Source organism: Mariniflexile sp. TRM1-10 (assembly GCF_003425985.1).
In the GTDB taxonomy this organism is placed as follows: domain Bacteria; phylum Bacteroidota; class Bacteroidia; order Flavobacteriales; family Flavobacteriaceae; genus Mariniflexile.
The window spans coordinates 1,198,124-1,214,361 of the sequence record NZ_CP022985.1; the positions used below are offsets into that span (position 1 = coordinate 1,198,124).

General features: G+C 34.8%; 9 protein-coding genes. 4 read left to right on the forward strand and 5 right to left on the reverse strand.

What is annotated here, in order from left to right:
• The first annotated feature begins 135 nt into the window (after positions 1-135).
• The 4 genes from CJ739_RS05175 to CJ739_RS05190 all read left to right on the forward strand — a co-directional run bounded on the left by CJ739_RS05175 (position 136) and on the right by CJ739_RS05190 (position 7,129).
• On the forward strand, positions 136-1,182 hold the full coding sequence (locus CJ739_RS05175; RefSeq protein WP_117173097.1) for a GntR family transcriptional regulator: 1,047 nt from the start codon (positions 136-138) through the stop codon (positions 1,180-1,182).
• Positions 1,183-1,302: 120 nt separating this feature from the next.
• A complete protein-coding gene (locus CJ739_RS05180; protein WP_117173099.1) occupies positions 1,303-2,604 on the forward strand; it encodes a rhamnogalacturonan acetylesterase in 1,302 nt (433 codons plus the stop codon).
• Positions 2,605-2,610: 6 nt separating this feature from the next.
• Entirely contained in the window at positions 2,611-5,472 is a 2,862-nt protein-coding gene (locus tag CJ739_RS05185) for a glycoside hydrolase family 2 protein (protein WP_117173101.1), read from the forward strand.
• Positions 5,473-5,623: 151 nt separating this feature from the next.
• Positions 5,624-7,129, forward strand: a complete 1,506-nt coding sequence (locus tag CJ739_RS05190) for a rhamnogalacturonan acetylesterase (protein WP_117173103.1) — start codon at positions 5,624-5,626, stop codon at positions 7,127-7,129.
• 37 nt (positions 7,130-7,166) lie between these two features.
• Here the strand turns inward: CJ739_RS05190 and rhaM are convergent, their stop codons facing one another.
• The 5 genes from rhaM to CJ739_RS05215 all read right to left on the reverse strand — a co-directional run bounded on the left by rhaM (position 7,167) and on the right by CJ739_RS05215 (position 16,184).
• Positions 7,167-7,490, reverse strand: a complete 324-nt coding sequence (gene rhaM / locus CJ739_RS05195; RefSeq protein WP_117173105.1) for an L-rhamnose mutarotase — start codon at positions 7,488-7,490, stop codon at positions 7,167-7,169.
• A gap of 320 nt (positions 7,491-7,810) precedes the next feature.
• Positions 7,811-9,190: a sulfatase family protein gene (locus CJ739_RS05200; RefSeq protein ID WP_117173107.1), complete on the reverse strand. Its 1,380-nt coding sequence runs from the start codon at positions 9,188-9,190 to the stop codon at positions 7,811-7,813.
• A 15-nt stretch (positions 9,191-9,205) separates the two neighbouring features.
• Positions 9,206-10,546 (reverse strand): glycoside hydrolase family 88/105 protein, encoded by a 1,341-nt coding sequence (locus CJ739_RS05205; protein WP_117173110.1) that lies wholly within the window; start codon positions 10,544-10,546, stop codon positions 9,206-9,208.
• Between the two features lie 210 nt (positions 10,547-10,756).
• Complete coding sequence (locus tag CJ739_RS05210; RefSeq protein WP_117173112.1) at positions 10,757-12,718, reverse strand: RagB/SusD family nutrient uptake outer membrane protein; 1,962 nt, start codon at positions 12,716-12,718, stop codon at positions 10,757-10,759.
• 40 nt (positions 12,719-12,758) lie between these two features.
• A complete protein-coding gene (locus CJ739_RS05215) occupies positions 12,759-16,184 on the reverse strand; it encodes a SusC/RagA family TonB-linked outer membrane protein (RefSeq protein ID WP_236951609.1) in 3,426 nt (1,141 codons plus the stop codon).
• Between the last annotated feature and the right edge of the window lie 54 nt (positions 16,185-16,238).

The window sequence follows — 16,238 nt, forward strand, 5'->3', positions numbered from 1 at the left end:
ATACATGAGATTTCACAATAAGAACTTAGCAACCATCTAAAAATATTGATTGGAATACTGTTTATGGTAACAATTTTATGTTAATTTTGCTAAGTTCACTTTTTAAATACACAATCAACAAAACGGTCTCGGTTTATGTCCCAATTAATAGATATAAAAATTAATGAATCTTCTCGTGTTCCAAAATACAAGCAAATTGTAGATTCAATAATTAACGATATTTCAAAGGGAAAGTTGAAAATTGGAGAAAAAATACCTTCTATAAATGAGTTAAGCGAATCTTGCTACCTTTCTAGAGATACCGTTGAAAAAGCATACAAACAACTTAAAGAGCAAAAAGTCATTATTTCCGTTAAAGGAAAAGGGTATTACACTGCTAAAACCGATTTGATATCCAAAATTCAAATCTTCTTCATGATTAACAAGCTAAGTTCTTATAAAATGATGATTTATAATTCGTTTGTTAACAGTATAGGTATAAATGGTCATGTAACCCTATCTGTGTATCACTGTGAAGAATCCCTTTTTGCCAGAACTTTAGAAAAAAGTCTTGGAGCTTTTGATTATTACGTGATTATGCCTCATTTTAAAACAGACGATTTAAATCATATAAGCATCACCAATATGGCAAAAGATATGATTGAAAAAGTCCCGAAAGACAAATTAATCATTATAGATAATAACAACCTAGAAATTAAGGGAAATTATGGTGCGGTATATCAAGATTTTCAAGAAGATATTTACGATGCTCTAAAAAAAGGCTTAAAGAAGCTTAAAAAATATGACAAATTAGTTTTGGTTTACCCCCTAAAATCCGTTTATCCTTACCCACTTAGAATTGTTCATGGCTTTAGAAAATTTTGTTCAAAATATAACTTCGATTTTGAAATTTTAAATGAAATTTATGATGATATGGATTTAGATAGCAAGGATACCTATATCATTATAGAAGAAAACGATTTGGTTAATTTAGTAAGGCAGGTACGTGCCAAAAACCTAAAACTAGGAAAAGACATAGGCATTATCTCTTATAATGACACACCTTTAAAAGACCTTTTAGGTATAAACGTAGTAAGTACCCATTTTAAAGCGATGGGAGAAACTGCTGCCTATTTGGTTTTAAATAATAAAAGGGAAAAAGTTAAAAATGTTTTTGAATATATAAAACGCAACTCTGTTTAACTTTTAAGCACACTTTTTTATCAAGAACTCTTTTTGACTTTTCAAAGATTTATCATGGTACATCATAGTACAGGATGGATCTTTTTTTTTTTGAAGATACTTTAGTGAAAAATTTAATGAATGAAACACCTAAAACCTTATTTTTTTCTGCTTTTATACAGTATCTTTTTTAATGCAACTGCACAAAACAAGCTAAACAAACGTTTTGATTTTGGTACGAAATCAAACGAAAATAATGCCATTTCCATAACTAAACCACTCGTGTATGATAGCACGTTGGGTTACGGTTTCGATTTTCAATCTGCCAAAAACATAAAATTCAAAAAAAACTTCATTACCAGTAAAAAAAGCATATACTTCTCGGTAAAACTTCCCGAAGGCAATTACAAAATAGATGTGGTTTTAGGAGGTAAAAAGTGTTCAAAAACCACTGTAAAAGCAGAATCTAGAAGATTAATGCTAAAAGAAATAACTTTAGATAAGAACCATACTGAGCAGCATGCGTTTACAGTAAATGTTAGGTCTCCAAAAATTAATGATACAGAATACATTAAAGTTAAAGACCGAGATAAAAATCAATTAAATTGGGATGACAAACTAACCTTAGAGTTCTCAGGAACTGCGGTCGTTCAGAGCATAAACATATCGCTAGCCACCAATGTAAAAACCCTGTTTTTAGCTGGTGATTCTACTGTAACCGACCAAGATTTAGAACCATGGGCATCTTGGGGGCAATTTATCACCAATTATTTTTCAAATGAAGTTGTCATAGCCAATTATGCTGAATCGGGCGCTACACTAAGTTCGTTTAAAGGTGCAAAACGCTTGGACAAAATATTAACACTTATGAAGCCAAACGATTATGTTTTTATAGAATTTGGACATAACGATGAAAAAATAAAAGGCGAAGGCAATGGTGCTTGGGGCTTATATAAAAACTCTTTAAAAGAATTCATTTCCAAGTTTAGAGAAAAAGGCGGCATCCCTATATTAGTTACACCAACACAACGCAGAGCTTTTAATGATGACGGCTCTTTAAAACCAACTCATGGCGATTTTCCAGATGCTATGCGAAAAGTGGCAATAGATTTGCAAGTACCTTTAATAGATGTTACTAAAATGACAACAGATATGTATGAAAGTTGGGGCGATGAACCCTCTAGAAAAGCTTTTGTACAATATCCCGCCAACACATTTCCGAGGCAAACAGAAAAACTAGAAGACAACACACACTTTAATAGTTTTGGAGCAAATGAAATTGCTAAATGTATTGTACAAAGCATTAAAGATTTAAAGTTAGATATTGCTAAATATATAAAACCAGATTTACCAAACTACAATCCTAAAAAACCCGACAATTTTAGCGATTGGACTTTACCAATGAGCACACGATTCGAAAACATAAAACCAGACGGAAACTAAAAAATTATGATACACAAAATAACATACATCAATAAGCTTATTGCATTTTTTGCTTTTCTTATTTCTTTGAATATTTCTGCACAAGAAACTCAAAAAATATACTTATCGGGTAAAGATTTCAAAAACCCCGTAAAATGGGATTTTATGTGTACCGATGGCAATAACAGCAAGGTTTGGAGTACCATAAATGTCCCATCAAACTGGGAGCTACAGGGTTTTGGAACTTATACCTATGGCAGATGGTATAAAGAGTTAAATGAAAAAGAACCCAGTAAAGAAGAAGGATTTTACAAACACAAATTCAATATTCCTGCAAGTTATAAAGGAAAAAATATCACCATTGTTTTTGGTGGCGCTATGACGGATACCGATGTGAAAATAAACGGTAAATCGGCGGGCGAAACGCATCAAGGTGGATTTTATGAATTTAAGTTTGATATCACCTCCTTAGTAAATTACTGTGCTGAAAACCTATTAGAAGTCCATGTGTCTAAACATTCAAGTAACAATACCGTTAATAATGCTGAACGAAAAACCGATTGGTGGTTGTTTGGAGGCATCTACCGTCCCGTTTGGTTAGAGGTTTCGCCTAAATCGTACATAGAACATGTTGCTGTTGACGCAAAAATGGACGGTTCACTTACTGCCGATTTAAACCTTGTAAACCTACCTAAAAATGCCAGTATCGAAGCTAGCATCACACCTGTTGGTGATAACAAAACATATCCTACGATGAGCATTCCTTTAAATCAAAAGGAAAATTCCCAAACCATACATGCCAAATGGAACGATGTTAATACTTGGGATCCTGAGTCCCCAAATTTGTATACCCTAACTTTAACTTTAAAAACCAAAAACAACATACTTCACACCTATAAAACAAAAATTGGTTTTAGAACACTTGAGTTTCTTAAGAAAGATGGCATTTATGTAAATGGTAAAAAAATTATCATGAAAGGCATCAACCGCCATACTATTTGGCCAGAATCTGGTAGAAGTACTGATAAGCAAATTAGCATTTTAGATGTTAATTTGTTAAAGGACATGAATATGAATGCCGTTCGATTTCATTACCCAGCTGACAGCCATTTTTTAGAAGTTTGTGATTCCTTAGGCTTATTCGTATTAAATGAATTGGCTGGTTGGCAAAATGGCTACGATACCAAAACAGGTACAAAATTAATTAAAGAAACCGTTCAGCGTGATGTAAACCACCCATCTGTAATTATTTGGAACCATGGTAATGAAGGTGGCTGGAATTACGATATCGATCACGTTTTTCATGAATACGACCCACAAAAACGAATTGTTATTCATCCTTGGGCTGATTTTAATGATTGGGACACCCACCATTACCCTACCTATTTAACAGGTATGCACCGTTTTAATAATGGTGAAAACGTATTCTTTCCAACCGAATTTATGCACGGTACTTACGATAATGGTATTGGCGCCGGTTTAGAAGATTTTTGGAAACGCTATAAAGAAAGTCCGCTTTTTGCAGGTGGTTTTATATGGGCGATGTTAGATGAAGCCGTATTACGAACCGATTGGACTGGCGAACAAAAATACGACTCAAAAGGATCGCTTGCTGCCGATGGGGTTTTAGGTCCTCACAGAGAAAAAGAAGGTAGCTTCTATACTGTAAAAGAAGTGTGGTCACCCATTCAATTTGAACCCAAACTAATCACATCAAAGTTTGATGGTAGTTTCCTAATTACAAACGAATATATCTATACCAATCTAAACGAATGTAAATTAGAATACCGTGTTTTAAAAGCAGCTAGCAACGTGCTTTACACCAATGATGAAACGGAAGTTATTGCTTCAAACACCATTCATATTGAAAGTGTTGAACCGGGTGAAACCAGAAACATGCATTTTGAAGTTCCCAGCAACTTTTTTGATGGTGACTATTTAGAAATTACTGCGCATGATAAACATGGTAGAGAAATCTACACTTGGTCATGGCCAATTCACCGCGCTCCCTATTTTGCCAACAAGTTAATGGCCAAAGAAGCTTCAGTAAAAACCGCCACTGCTACTAAATCAGAAGACACTATTCTTTTATCTAGCGAAAAACTACGTGTCAATTTAAACGCTAAAACTGGCGAAATTATAAGTATTGAAAACAATCAAGGGAATGTGCCTTTTGTCAATGGTCCGAAACCTATTGGTATGAAAGCTAAAGTAGAAAACGTTTCCATAGAACAAACCAAAGACGGTGCCGTATGCTTCTTTAACTATTTTGGTGGTATTCATTCTATAAAATGGACCTTATTTAACGATGGAAGACTAAAAATGGAAATGATTATATTAAAAGATGCTGGCAGAAACGATGGCTTTGATGGGGCTGCTTTTGAAGATAAAATCAGTAAACTTGGTATCACGTTTGATTATCCAGAAGTAGGCGTAAAAAGCATGAAATGGTTTGGAAATGGCCCTTACCATGTTTGGAAAAACAGAATAAAAGGCACCACCTTCGGTCTTTGGGAGAAAGACTATAACAATACGATAACAGGAGAAAGTTTTGAAAATTTAGTGTATCCTGAGTTTAAAGGCTATCATGCCAATTTGATAGGCGCCAATCTTAAAACAGAACAAGGCAATATTAAATTTTTTAGTGAAAATGATAAATTGTTTTTAAGATTATTTACGCCAGATTTGCCTAAAAACGGCTTCCCTGGCTCGCATCCACAACCCGAATTTCCAGAAGGCAACATATCATTCATGTATGAAATACCGGCCATGCGATCTTTTAAACCTTTAGAACATCAAGGACCAGAGAGCCAACCTACCAATATTCGAATTAAAAGTGGCGATGATGGTATCCCAATGACATTATGGTTTGACTTTAGAGACAATTAATTAAATTTTATTATAAAATCCCAATAAACCACATTTAACATACCAACCGATGATAAACAAGGGGATTACTCATAACATAAATATTGGAAGATGGAATTCGTGAGCCTTTGGTTTCCATCTGACCTTTTAAAAATAATTACAATTTATACAAATGAAAACATTACAGCTTTTAACCTTTTTATGTTCAACCTTTTTATTTACAAGTTGCATCACAGCACAAAACACCAAACCAACAGTGTACACCGTGGGCGATTCAACCGTGAAAAACGGACGTGGTGATGGTTCTGGTGGGCTTTGGGGTTGGGGCGATTTTATTGGTCAGTTTTTAGATTCAACAAAAGTATCCGTTAAAAATCATGCCTTAGGTGGCACCAGTAGCAGAACCTATCAAAACCTAGGCTTGTGGGACGCCGTAAACAACAAACTAAAAGCAGGCGATTATGTTTTAATTCAATTCGGACATAACGATAATGGTCCAATAAACGATACCCTTAGAGCCAGAGGGACCATCAAAGGTATCGGCGATGAAACCGAAGAAATTGATAATATGATTACCAAAAAGCATGAAATAGTGTACAGCTATGGTTGGTATCTTGAAAAAATTGTAAAAGACGCAAAATCAAAAGGTGCCATTCCTATAATAATGTCACCAATACCTAGAAACGATTGGAAAGAAGGCAAGGTATCAAGAAACAACACCTCCTATGGATTATGGGCAAAACAAATAGCTGAAAGAAACAACGTTACTTTTATTGATCTAAATGATAAGATGGCTTCCAAATTAGAAAAGTTTGGAGAAGAAAAAGTTACAGGAACCTATTTTTACAAACGCGACCACACACATACATCAGCAAGAGGCGCACTTATGGCGGCCTCCATTATTATTGATGAACTAAAGGAAACAACTAATTCGCTCAAAAATCATATAGCTTCAAATCCGCAAACAGAACTTCCCAGAAAGAAAAATATTTTTTTAATAGGCGATTCTACCATGGCAAGTAGCGACAATCCAAACACCATCGGTTGGGGCGTGCCTTTTCCTCAATTTTGCGACACTACTCAAGTAAATGTTATTAATAAAGCAAGAGGGGGTCGAAGCACTAGGACCTTTAATTTTGAAGGATTATGGGAGGCTGCTAAAAAAGAATTTCAATCAGGTGATTTTGTATTCATTCAGTTTGGACATAACGACGCAGGAAATATTGACAAAGCCAAATACCGTGGTTCTTTAAAAGGCATTGGTGACGAAACACAAACTATTGTTAGAGATAGTAGTATTACTGAAACCGTGCATACTTATGGTTGGTACCTAAAAAAAATGATTCAAGAAACAAGAGAAAAAGGTGCTATTCCAATTATTTTAAGTTTAACACCTCGCAATGAATGGCCGAATGACAAAGTTGAGCGAAGAACTGAAACCTATGTAAAATGGGCAAAGGAGGTTGCCATTGCCGAAGACGCATTTTTTATAGACGTAAGCGATCTTGTTGCCAAAAGATATGAAGCTTTAGGAAAAGAAAAAGTAAAAGCATTCTTTCCTCAAGACCATACACATACTAATTTAGAAGGTGCCACTTTTACAGCTTTAACTATTGCTGAAACTCTTAAAAAAGCAAAGGAAATAGGTTTAAGAGGCTATATTTATATTGAACAATAATAAATCATTAAATGGTATTTCTTACAAAGAACAAAAATCAATCTAAATGAAAAACCTCTTTTAATGGTTTGGAAACTGGTGAATTGTCTGGGTTAGTATCCATAATATCTGCCATATATGCCCACCACTTTTTTACTATAGGATGGTTGGGCAAGTAGGCTTCATCAAAATCTTTACTTATTTTTTGAACCGCAAAAAGTGTTAAGGTTTCTTCATCTAAAAAAATACTATAGTCCTGAATACCAGTTTCTGAAAGTAGTTCCGATAATTCGGGCCAAATGTCATCATGACGCTTTTTATATTCAGCTTCAAAACCTGGTTTTAGTTTCATTTTAAAAGCGTTTCTTTTTGTATTACTCATTATTCTGTTCGTTTGAGGTTAATATATACAGGATTATTTCTATTACAAAAATTTCACCATTTACGTATTCCAATTCGGCTACTTGAATAGAACTTCGTCGTGTTTGGTAAGTTCTTTTCCTTTGTTTTCCGGTAATCTTTCTTGGTGGGTAAAGTAAAAAACATAGGCTTTATCTCCATTAACAACAACGTCGGGATGCTCTCCTATAACGGCATCATCTATCCCTGTACCGGGATTTTGTAAAATGTTAAGTTCGTGGCGGTTCCAATTAATATTTAGCGTTGTGTTTACACCATTTAAATTTTGAAATGGTATTAGTATTATTCTAATGCCTTATTCACCGTTTTATCATCTTTCGCAAATTGTTTATCTAATAATAACTTCATTTTTGAAGTAACGGCAATATCTTTACTAATGATATTATCTTTTTCTTCGGGATCAATTTCTATATTGAACAGTTCATATGACGCAGGTGAATCATCTTTATTTCGAGATCTTATAATTTTCCAAGGTTTATGTATTAAACTTTCTTGAATATGACCGCGTACATAAATATCGTGTGTTGTTTTTGTTTCTGAATCTTGAATGGATGGCCACACATTAACACCTTCTACACCCTTCGGAATATTTTGACCAATTAACGAAAGTATGGTAGGCATAACATCGCTAATAGACATAAAGTTGGCATTGGTTTGTGGTTCTAAATGGTTTTTCCAATACATAATGGCCGGCACTCGAATAGCACCTTCGTAGTTTGAGGTTTTCCAATCGCGTAACGGGAAATTACTGCCCAATACTGGGTTTGGCTCAAATTTACCATCATATTGATTCAAGGGATACCAATTTTCCATAGCGCCATTATCACTTATAAATATAACTAAAGTGTTGTCTTCTAAATTTTGCTGCTTTAAGGTTTCTAAAACCAAACCAATACTATGGTCCATGTGTGACATAGCTGCTGCATAATCTCTCCTCGAACTATCTGTTATGGAATTTAGATAAGGGGCTTTCCACTTATCTTCTTCTTGTAAAGGAAAGTGCGGTGCGCTATATGCTAATTGAATATAGAAGTTTTTAGTAGTATCCCGCTTTTTTGTTAACCAAGTAATAGCTTCATTAGTTACCAAATCTGTGGTATGCCCTTCTTCTTCGATCATGGTATCGTTTCTATACCAACTGGCATCACCATTTTTATATCTGTGTGTGTATTGGTCTATTTGCCCATGAAGAAATCCATACGAATAATCGAAACCAAATGCGTTTGGTCCGTTAGAAATATTGAGCCCTAAATGCCATTTTCCGAATAACGCATTTTGATAATTGTGCTTTTTTAATGCTTGTGGAAGTGTGACTGTAGAATCAGGCAAGGTTTTATTGCTTTTATCACTAATGGGCGCCACAATACCTATTCTGCTTGCCGGCATGCCCGTTAATAGGGAGACGCGCGAAGGCGAACAGGTTGGGTTTGCATAAAACCTATTAAGTTGTACACCATTATTTGCTAGCCAATCAATAGTAGGGGTATTGATTTCAGAACCATTATAACCCACATCGTTCCAACCGGCATCGTCGGCTATTATTACTAAAATGTTTAGCGGTTTTTGTTTTGTTATTCCTTTTGGAAGCTCTTTGCAGGAAAACAAATTACAAAAACAAAGCATTGGCAAAAATATAATCAGAAACCGTTTGTACTTCATCATAAAACTAATATTGGATTACTTTTTTACTTTTAGTTGTAATGAACTGTCATTCATTTCAAACTCATTACCTTTTAATAACAAAATAACTTCTGCTCCAGCTAGTAGAACAGGTCCATAACCATGAGCTGCGAAAACATTAATAGGTCTGTAATAATAAAAAGCCGGATCAAATGCCATACCTGTCCCCACACAAGTTCCTTCAACTTGTCCTTTATCATTTACCTTTGATGCCACAGCGTTCCACCCAAGTAATACCCCAGGAGCGTATGCCATTTTATCAATATACCCCCTATTAATAGCTCTCGCAATGGAGTAAGTATATATCGCTGTTGCTGAAGTTTCAAGATAGGTATCATTTCTATCTAAAAGTTGATGCCAAAACCCTGTTCCGTCTTGGTATTTAACTAAACCTGCTATGTGAGCCTGTAATTGAGACAAAACTTCTGAATAGCCTTGATGGTCTTTTGGTAATACTTCCAATAGTTCTACCATTGCCATAACTGCCCATCCATTTGCACGCGCCCAGTGAAATTGAGGATGAACTTCCATGGATTGAACCCAACCATGCATATAGATCCCTTTTTCATGGTTAAACATTCTTTTTGAAAACTGATCTACTTGTTTTACAGCATCATCAAAATATGTCACATCTCCTGTATATTTACCCATTTGGGCAAGTGCAGGCACACTCATAAACATATCATCAAGCCATAAAGTATTGTCTTGTGGTCTGTTTCTAGCTAAAGTACCATCTTTTAATCTGAATTGTTTATTGCTAATAAAGTCAATATAATTATTGACTAACGGATCTACATTTGCATTTAAACCATCTTGTTTAGCTTTTATAAATGCTGCGCAAAGTGCACCAGCAAAATCCAATGCTTCTGGATGCAGTGTTTTAAGCATATCTGGATCTTTAATATTTTTTGCTGGATAATTTTCGGCTATATCTGTTATTAATTTTATTCGCTTGTTTGAATAATCTGCATAATATGCTTCACCAGTAGCTTTAGATGCTAATAACATTCCCGCATAGGTTACCCCCCATTCATAACTTGTAAGCCTAAAAGCTCCAGGCTCAAAAGTAATATCTACATCCTTTTTTTTATAATCTGTAATTCCATTTTTAGTCGTAGCATTGATAATTTTACTAGCACTGTTTTCTTCTAGATAGTTATAAACCCTATCCAGAACCTTCTTTATAGTCTCCTTTTGAGGAACTATATAAGGTGTTGGATAATCCGCTTGAAGCGCGTGTAATGGTGCTGTTGCATCATTAACCTGAGCATTAGCATGGATTGTTGTTAATAAAAAACAAAAGATGACATTTTTTATAGTTGTGTTTAAATACTTCATAATACCTTTTTATGTTAAATGTTTTAATGAATTTTAATCCAGATAATCTTAAGACACCCATTTTTAAACAATTAATATCAAATATATATAATGGCTGCTTTAAGGGCATCCTGTGCTATACTGTGCCATGATAAATTTTACAAAAAAAGCGCTATGGAAAAAATACCATAACGCTTTAACAACCTAACTAAACTTAAACAAACTATTATTTTAATAACCAGGATTTTGCATTGCTGCTTTTTCACTAGCATTTAGTGGTCGACCTTCTGTATAAACGCCATCAAGGAATGTTTGAGGAATAGGTCTTAAATTATGATAATCTTGAATATTTGGAGCCGCTTCAGGATTATAAGCCCTAGCTCTAGCCACTAATGTTTTTGTGCGACTTAAATCTTCCCAACGGTGCCATTCACCACAAAGTTCTCTAGTACGCTCATTTAAGATCAAACATAGCATACGATCGTACTCGCTAGTATAACCTAATTCGGCGATTATAGCTTCATCTTCAGCTGGCAAACTTGTTGTACTAGTAATTGTTAAGTCTGTAGCAGCTGTTACTATAGGGATATTATTAGATTCGTAATATGAATTTTCATTCATAAATGAGTTATCTGCAAATGGTTGGATAAATTCTGAAGTTACATAAGCTGCTGCACCATCGGTGTAGTACGAACGGTCCTCTCCACTTTTATAGGTAGCACGATTACGAACTGGGTTAATATAACTTAGAGCATCAGCATAAGAGCCAGAACCTAAAGCTGCTAAACGAACTTTTGCTTCTGCTGCCATTAAATATGTATCGGCAGAGCGAGCTAAAATTTCGTCTCGGAACCCCCTATTGTCATTGATAGCTAATCTTGCTGCGTCAAAATGTTTAGTCAATGAAGGAAATCTAACATCCTTTAATAATCCAACACCATCAGCTGCATAAGCCACATATACGTGAGGAATCGTTTTTCCATTGTATAAAATATTAGGATTATTGTTGTTTTTTGTTAATGCAAAACGATTATCGGTAGGAGAATTAATTACATACATAATGCCTAAATCTACACCAGGAGTATAATTAATGCCATCAAAAGTGCCACCTCTATTTACACGATGCTTTGTTCTAAATGTTTTCCAAAATCGTGAATCATTTATATGATCAAAAACATCATAAGTGAAATATGTTGCAGCTAAGCGGCTATAAGGGCGCATTCCTGTTAGATCACGTTTCATCATAGATAAATCATCATAACGGGCAGTAAATGGCACTGTACTAAAGTTACTAGTAGCTAGTGCTTGATCACGACCAAAAGAAGCCGATAAAATTAACTCTGGTAAATATTCATTAGCACCATCTGGTTCTGTGTAATCCCATAGTTCTTGGTAATTACTAGCCAATGGGTGATTAGCAATTACTTGGTCAGCTAATGATACTACTTGTTGTAAATCGGCTGTTTTTGTAGCCGAGTTCCATGAATCATTAATTTCACTTGCACGTGTTAAATAGGCTTTTGCTAAATAATGAGCAGCGGCATCTTTTGTTATTTTATGAGGGTGAACGCCTGAGTTATCTAGCAAGTTGTATGCTTGGGTAAAGTCGTCTATAACTTGAGCCAATACTTCTTCGGCACTTGCGCGGGTAAATTCCAATTCTACAGTAGTGCTAACTGTTAGTTTTAATGGCACACCTCCATATTGTCTTACTAATTTTAAATAATTATAAGCTCTGAAAAAATAACCTTCGCCTAAAGCCACATTCTTTATTTCTGGATTTGTAGATTCAATATTAGTTGCAGATTCAATGAGTTGATTCGCCAATCCAATACCAATATAAAAATTATCCCAAGCTTCAGCAGCTTGAGTCCTAGTAGTAACTACAATTGAATTAAATCTACTATCATAATTGTTCCATGGGCTATTTGTATCGTCGCCACCCACATGAAATTCATCGGTACCGTAATTTGTGGTAGCAAATTGTTGTTCAGATGGAAAAGGAGAGGCTAATACTTGAAAATAGGCTCCTACTGCTAATGATTGAATGCCTTCTTCTGTTTTATAGTATTCAGAATTCCTTTGAGTCGTTAGATCTTCATCAAGAAAACTATCCTTGGTACAAGAAGTTACACTACCAATTAATGCTAATGCAGTAAAAAGGTAAGTGCTATATTTTTTTAAATTTTTCATATATCTTATTCTTTTTGAATTATTTTGAATTTACCTTTAATTAGAATTCCACATTCATTCCAAATGCAAAACCTCTGTTAGACGAAGATCTTCTTACATCTAAATCAATCCAATCTACTTTAGAGAACAGCATGCCTGGATTGGTTGCTTGCGCATAAAAACGTAGTCTAGAAAGCCCTAAAGTACTTGTAACATTTTCAGGAAGATTGTACCCTAAAGAAATATTTCTAATTTTCATAAACGAACCACTTCTATAGCCTAGTGTTTGAAAATATTGATCACCATTACCTGCTGAATATATTGGTTTTTGGTAATCGGAATTTGTGTTAACTTCTGTATAATAATTAACTTTCCTTGAATTATATCTTCCAACTAAACCTTCACCACCAGTATTATAGGTATAGCCTAACCTACCATATAAAAATATTGATAATTCTAAACCTTTATATGTAAACGTATTAGTTAAACCAACGATATATTTAGGTATTTCACTACCTATAACAACTCGGTCGTTATTATTGTCAATTTTATAATCGCCATTTTGATCTACTGGACGCGCATTCCCAGGAGTAAATGTGTGGCCATTGGCGTTAAATAGAGCCATTTCAGCAGCGTCTGATTCTTTCCAAATGCCATTAGATGCAAATCCATAAATTACATCTTGGGATTCCCCTATAAACCACTCATTGTTAATATCATCTTCTTTGCCATTCGACAATTCAACAATTTCATTTTGCTGATATGAAGCACTAATATCGGTAGCCCATTGAAAATTATCATTTCTTACATTCATGGTGTTTATTGTTAAGTCTATACCGTTGCTTTTTGTTTCACCAACATTTGCATAAGTAGCATCGTACCCAGTGACTGTTGGAATTGCCTTTAGAAGTAATAAATCAGTTGTTTTAGAGGCATAAATATCAAGACCTCCAGAAATTCTCGATTTTAATAATGAAAAATCTAAACCAATATTGTATTGGGTGGTTTTTTCCCAACCTAATTCGTTATTGGCTAATAGCGTATAATCTGTTCCGTCTATATCCGTTATGGCATTTTGCACACCAGCAGTTGGTGTATTGCCAATTGCATAGAATAAAGGAGATAAAGCATTCTTTGTTGCATATGGATCGATGGCTGAGTTACCAGTAACACCAACACCCAAACGAAGTTTTAATTGGTTTATCCAACTAGAATTAGCCAAAAATTCTTCTTTATCTAAACGCCATCCTAAAGCAGCACTTGGAAAAAATGCCCATTTATTGCCTTCAGCTAATTGAGAAGCACCATCGTAACGCCCTGATAATGTTATTAAATATTTTTCATCAAAACCATAGTTTAAACGTGCCATATAGGATAGTAATTGTCTCTCAATTATATTGGAATCCCAGTTACTTAGAGAAACATTTGATGAACTTAAAGCATTCCATTTTTGACTTGGAAATGGAATATTGTTTGCACTCATGAGACTAAATTCTTCTTTAAACTGTGTTTGACTCTGTAATAAGGTTACACCAAAATCATGTTTATCTATAGTTTTGTTGTAATACAATAAATTATCTAAAGTGTAGGATAAACGCTGTCTTTTTTCTAAAGAGGCATAACTAGACCCTGTTCTAACAACAGATAAAGCATCAAGAAAAGTTCCGTTACGATATGTCTCAATATCTGGACCAAAATTTGTTCTAAACCTTAGACCTTCTAAGGCAGGCGTGAAAGCTCCAAAATCAAGTTGTGCATAAAAACTACCAAAAGCACGTAGGGTTACACGTTGGTCTTGAGAATACTTATATTCATCAATAATAGTTTTTACAGCAATATCTCCACCTGGGAATTCTATTCTATTGCCATCAGAATCATATGGTAGTGTATATTGGAAAACCTCTCGAGCGCTATCGTATAAACCACCACGAACAGAAACACCATTATTCCCCGCTGTAGATTGACCATACTCTTGGGTACTATAAGAGGTATTAAGATTACCCCCAAATGAAAACCATTCGGTAGGAGTTATGTCAATACTTAAATTTCCATTGTAACGCTCATAGCTTTGTCCTTTTATTACACCTTTATTATCTGTGTAACCAAAAGAACCATAGGCTTTCATTTTTTCAGAACCACCACTAGCACTTAAAGTATGTTGTGTGGTTATACCTGTTTGCGTTACAAAATCAGTCCAGTCCGTAGTTGTAAGTTGAGATCCATCCCAAGTACCACTTGCCCATCCTTTTAAAATGTTGTCAAAAGCGGTTTCATCACCAGTGAATATGGCAGCATCATTAGCTTGGGTTGGCTGATCGCCTCGTGGAACTAATGTTGGGTTTTGGTAATGTTTTGCCCAACGACGGTATTCTATGTATTCACCAGCATTAAACATAGGAGCAAATTCACGAATTTTCTCAGTTGAAACCAATGTGTTATAGCTTAATGTGTATTTGCCTGTTTTACCTTTTTTAGTGGTAACAATTACAACACCATTAGCACCACGAGAGCCGTATATGGCAGTTGCCGATGCATCTTTAAGAATATCGATTGATTCGATATCCTGTGGATTTATATTCTCAATGCCACCAGTAATTAAAGGAATACCATCTAATACGTATAAAGGTGAATTTGAAGCAGATAAAGAACGTACACCACGAATGGTAATGCTTCCAACTTGACCCGGTCTTTCGTTTGAAGAAATATCTACACCGGCTGCTTTACCTTGCATAGCCTCAATAGCATTATTAACAGGTCGAGACGTTAAGTCTTCAGCACTTACGCTAACAAGCGCTCCAGTTACGTCGGACTTCTTTTGAGTTCCATAACCAACAACTACAACAGCTTCTAATTCTGCTGCATCTTCTTCCATAATTATATTATAAGTAGATTTAGAACCTACTATAATTTCAGTAGTTTTCATTCCAATATAAGAAAACACTAAAATATCTCCTGTGTTAGCTCGGATTGTAAAATTACCATCAAAATCTGTTTGAGTTCCGTTACTAGTGTTTTTAACTATAATATTTACTCCTGGCAATGGCATGTTGTTAATATCTTTTACATTACCTGTAATTTGCATTTGAGGAACCATTTTGGAATTAGAATCCAAACCACGCGGTTTTCTTTTTACAATGACGGTTTGATTTTTAGTAAATTCGAAGGTGAAATCTATGGGATCTAAAAATTTATTTAATAATTCACCTGCTTTAATAACTCCTTTTTTTAACGATAATTCGGGTGCCTTCTTTATTAAATCATGCCGGTAAACAAACTTGTAATCGGTTTGTTCCTTTATGAGCTTAAATAGTTGTTTGACATTTAAGGTGACATCTGAATCGATTATAATTTCAGTGTTCTGCGAAAATGCCTCTTTAGACCCAAAGGCGAATGAAATTGTACAACATAAGAAGATAAATGTTCTCATAATAGCTTTTAGGAGTAAATCCTTTTTATAGGATATCTCCCTAATAAAATTAATTTTCATAATTTTGTCTTGGTTTTAGTTAAACTTAGTTTTAATTGATTAATCGACTTGGAA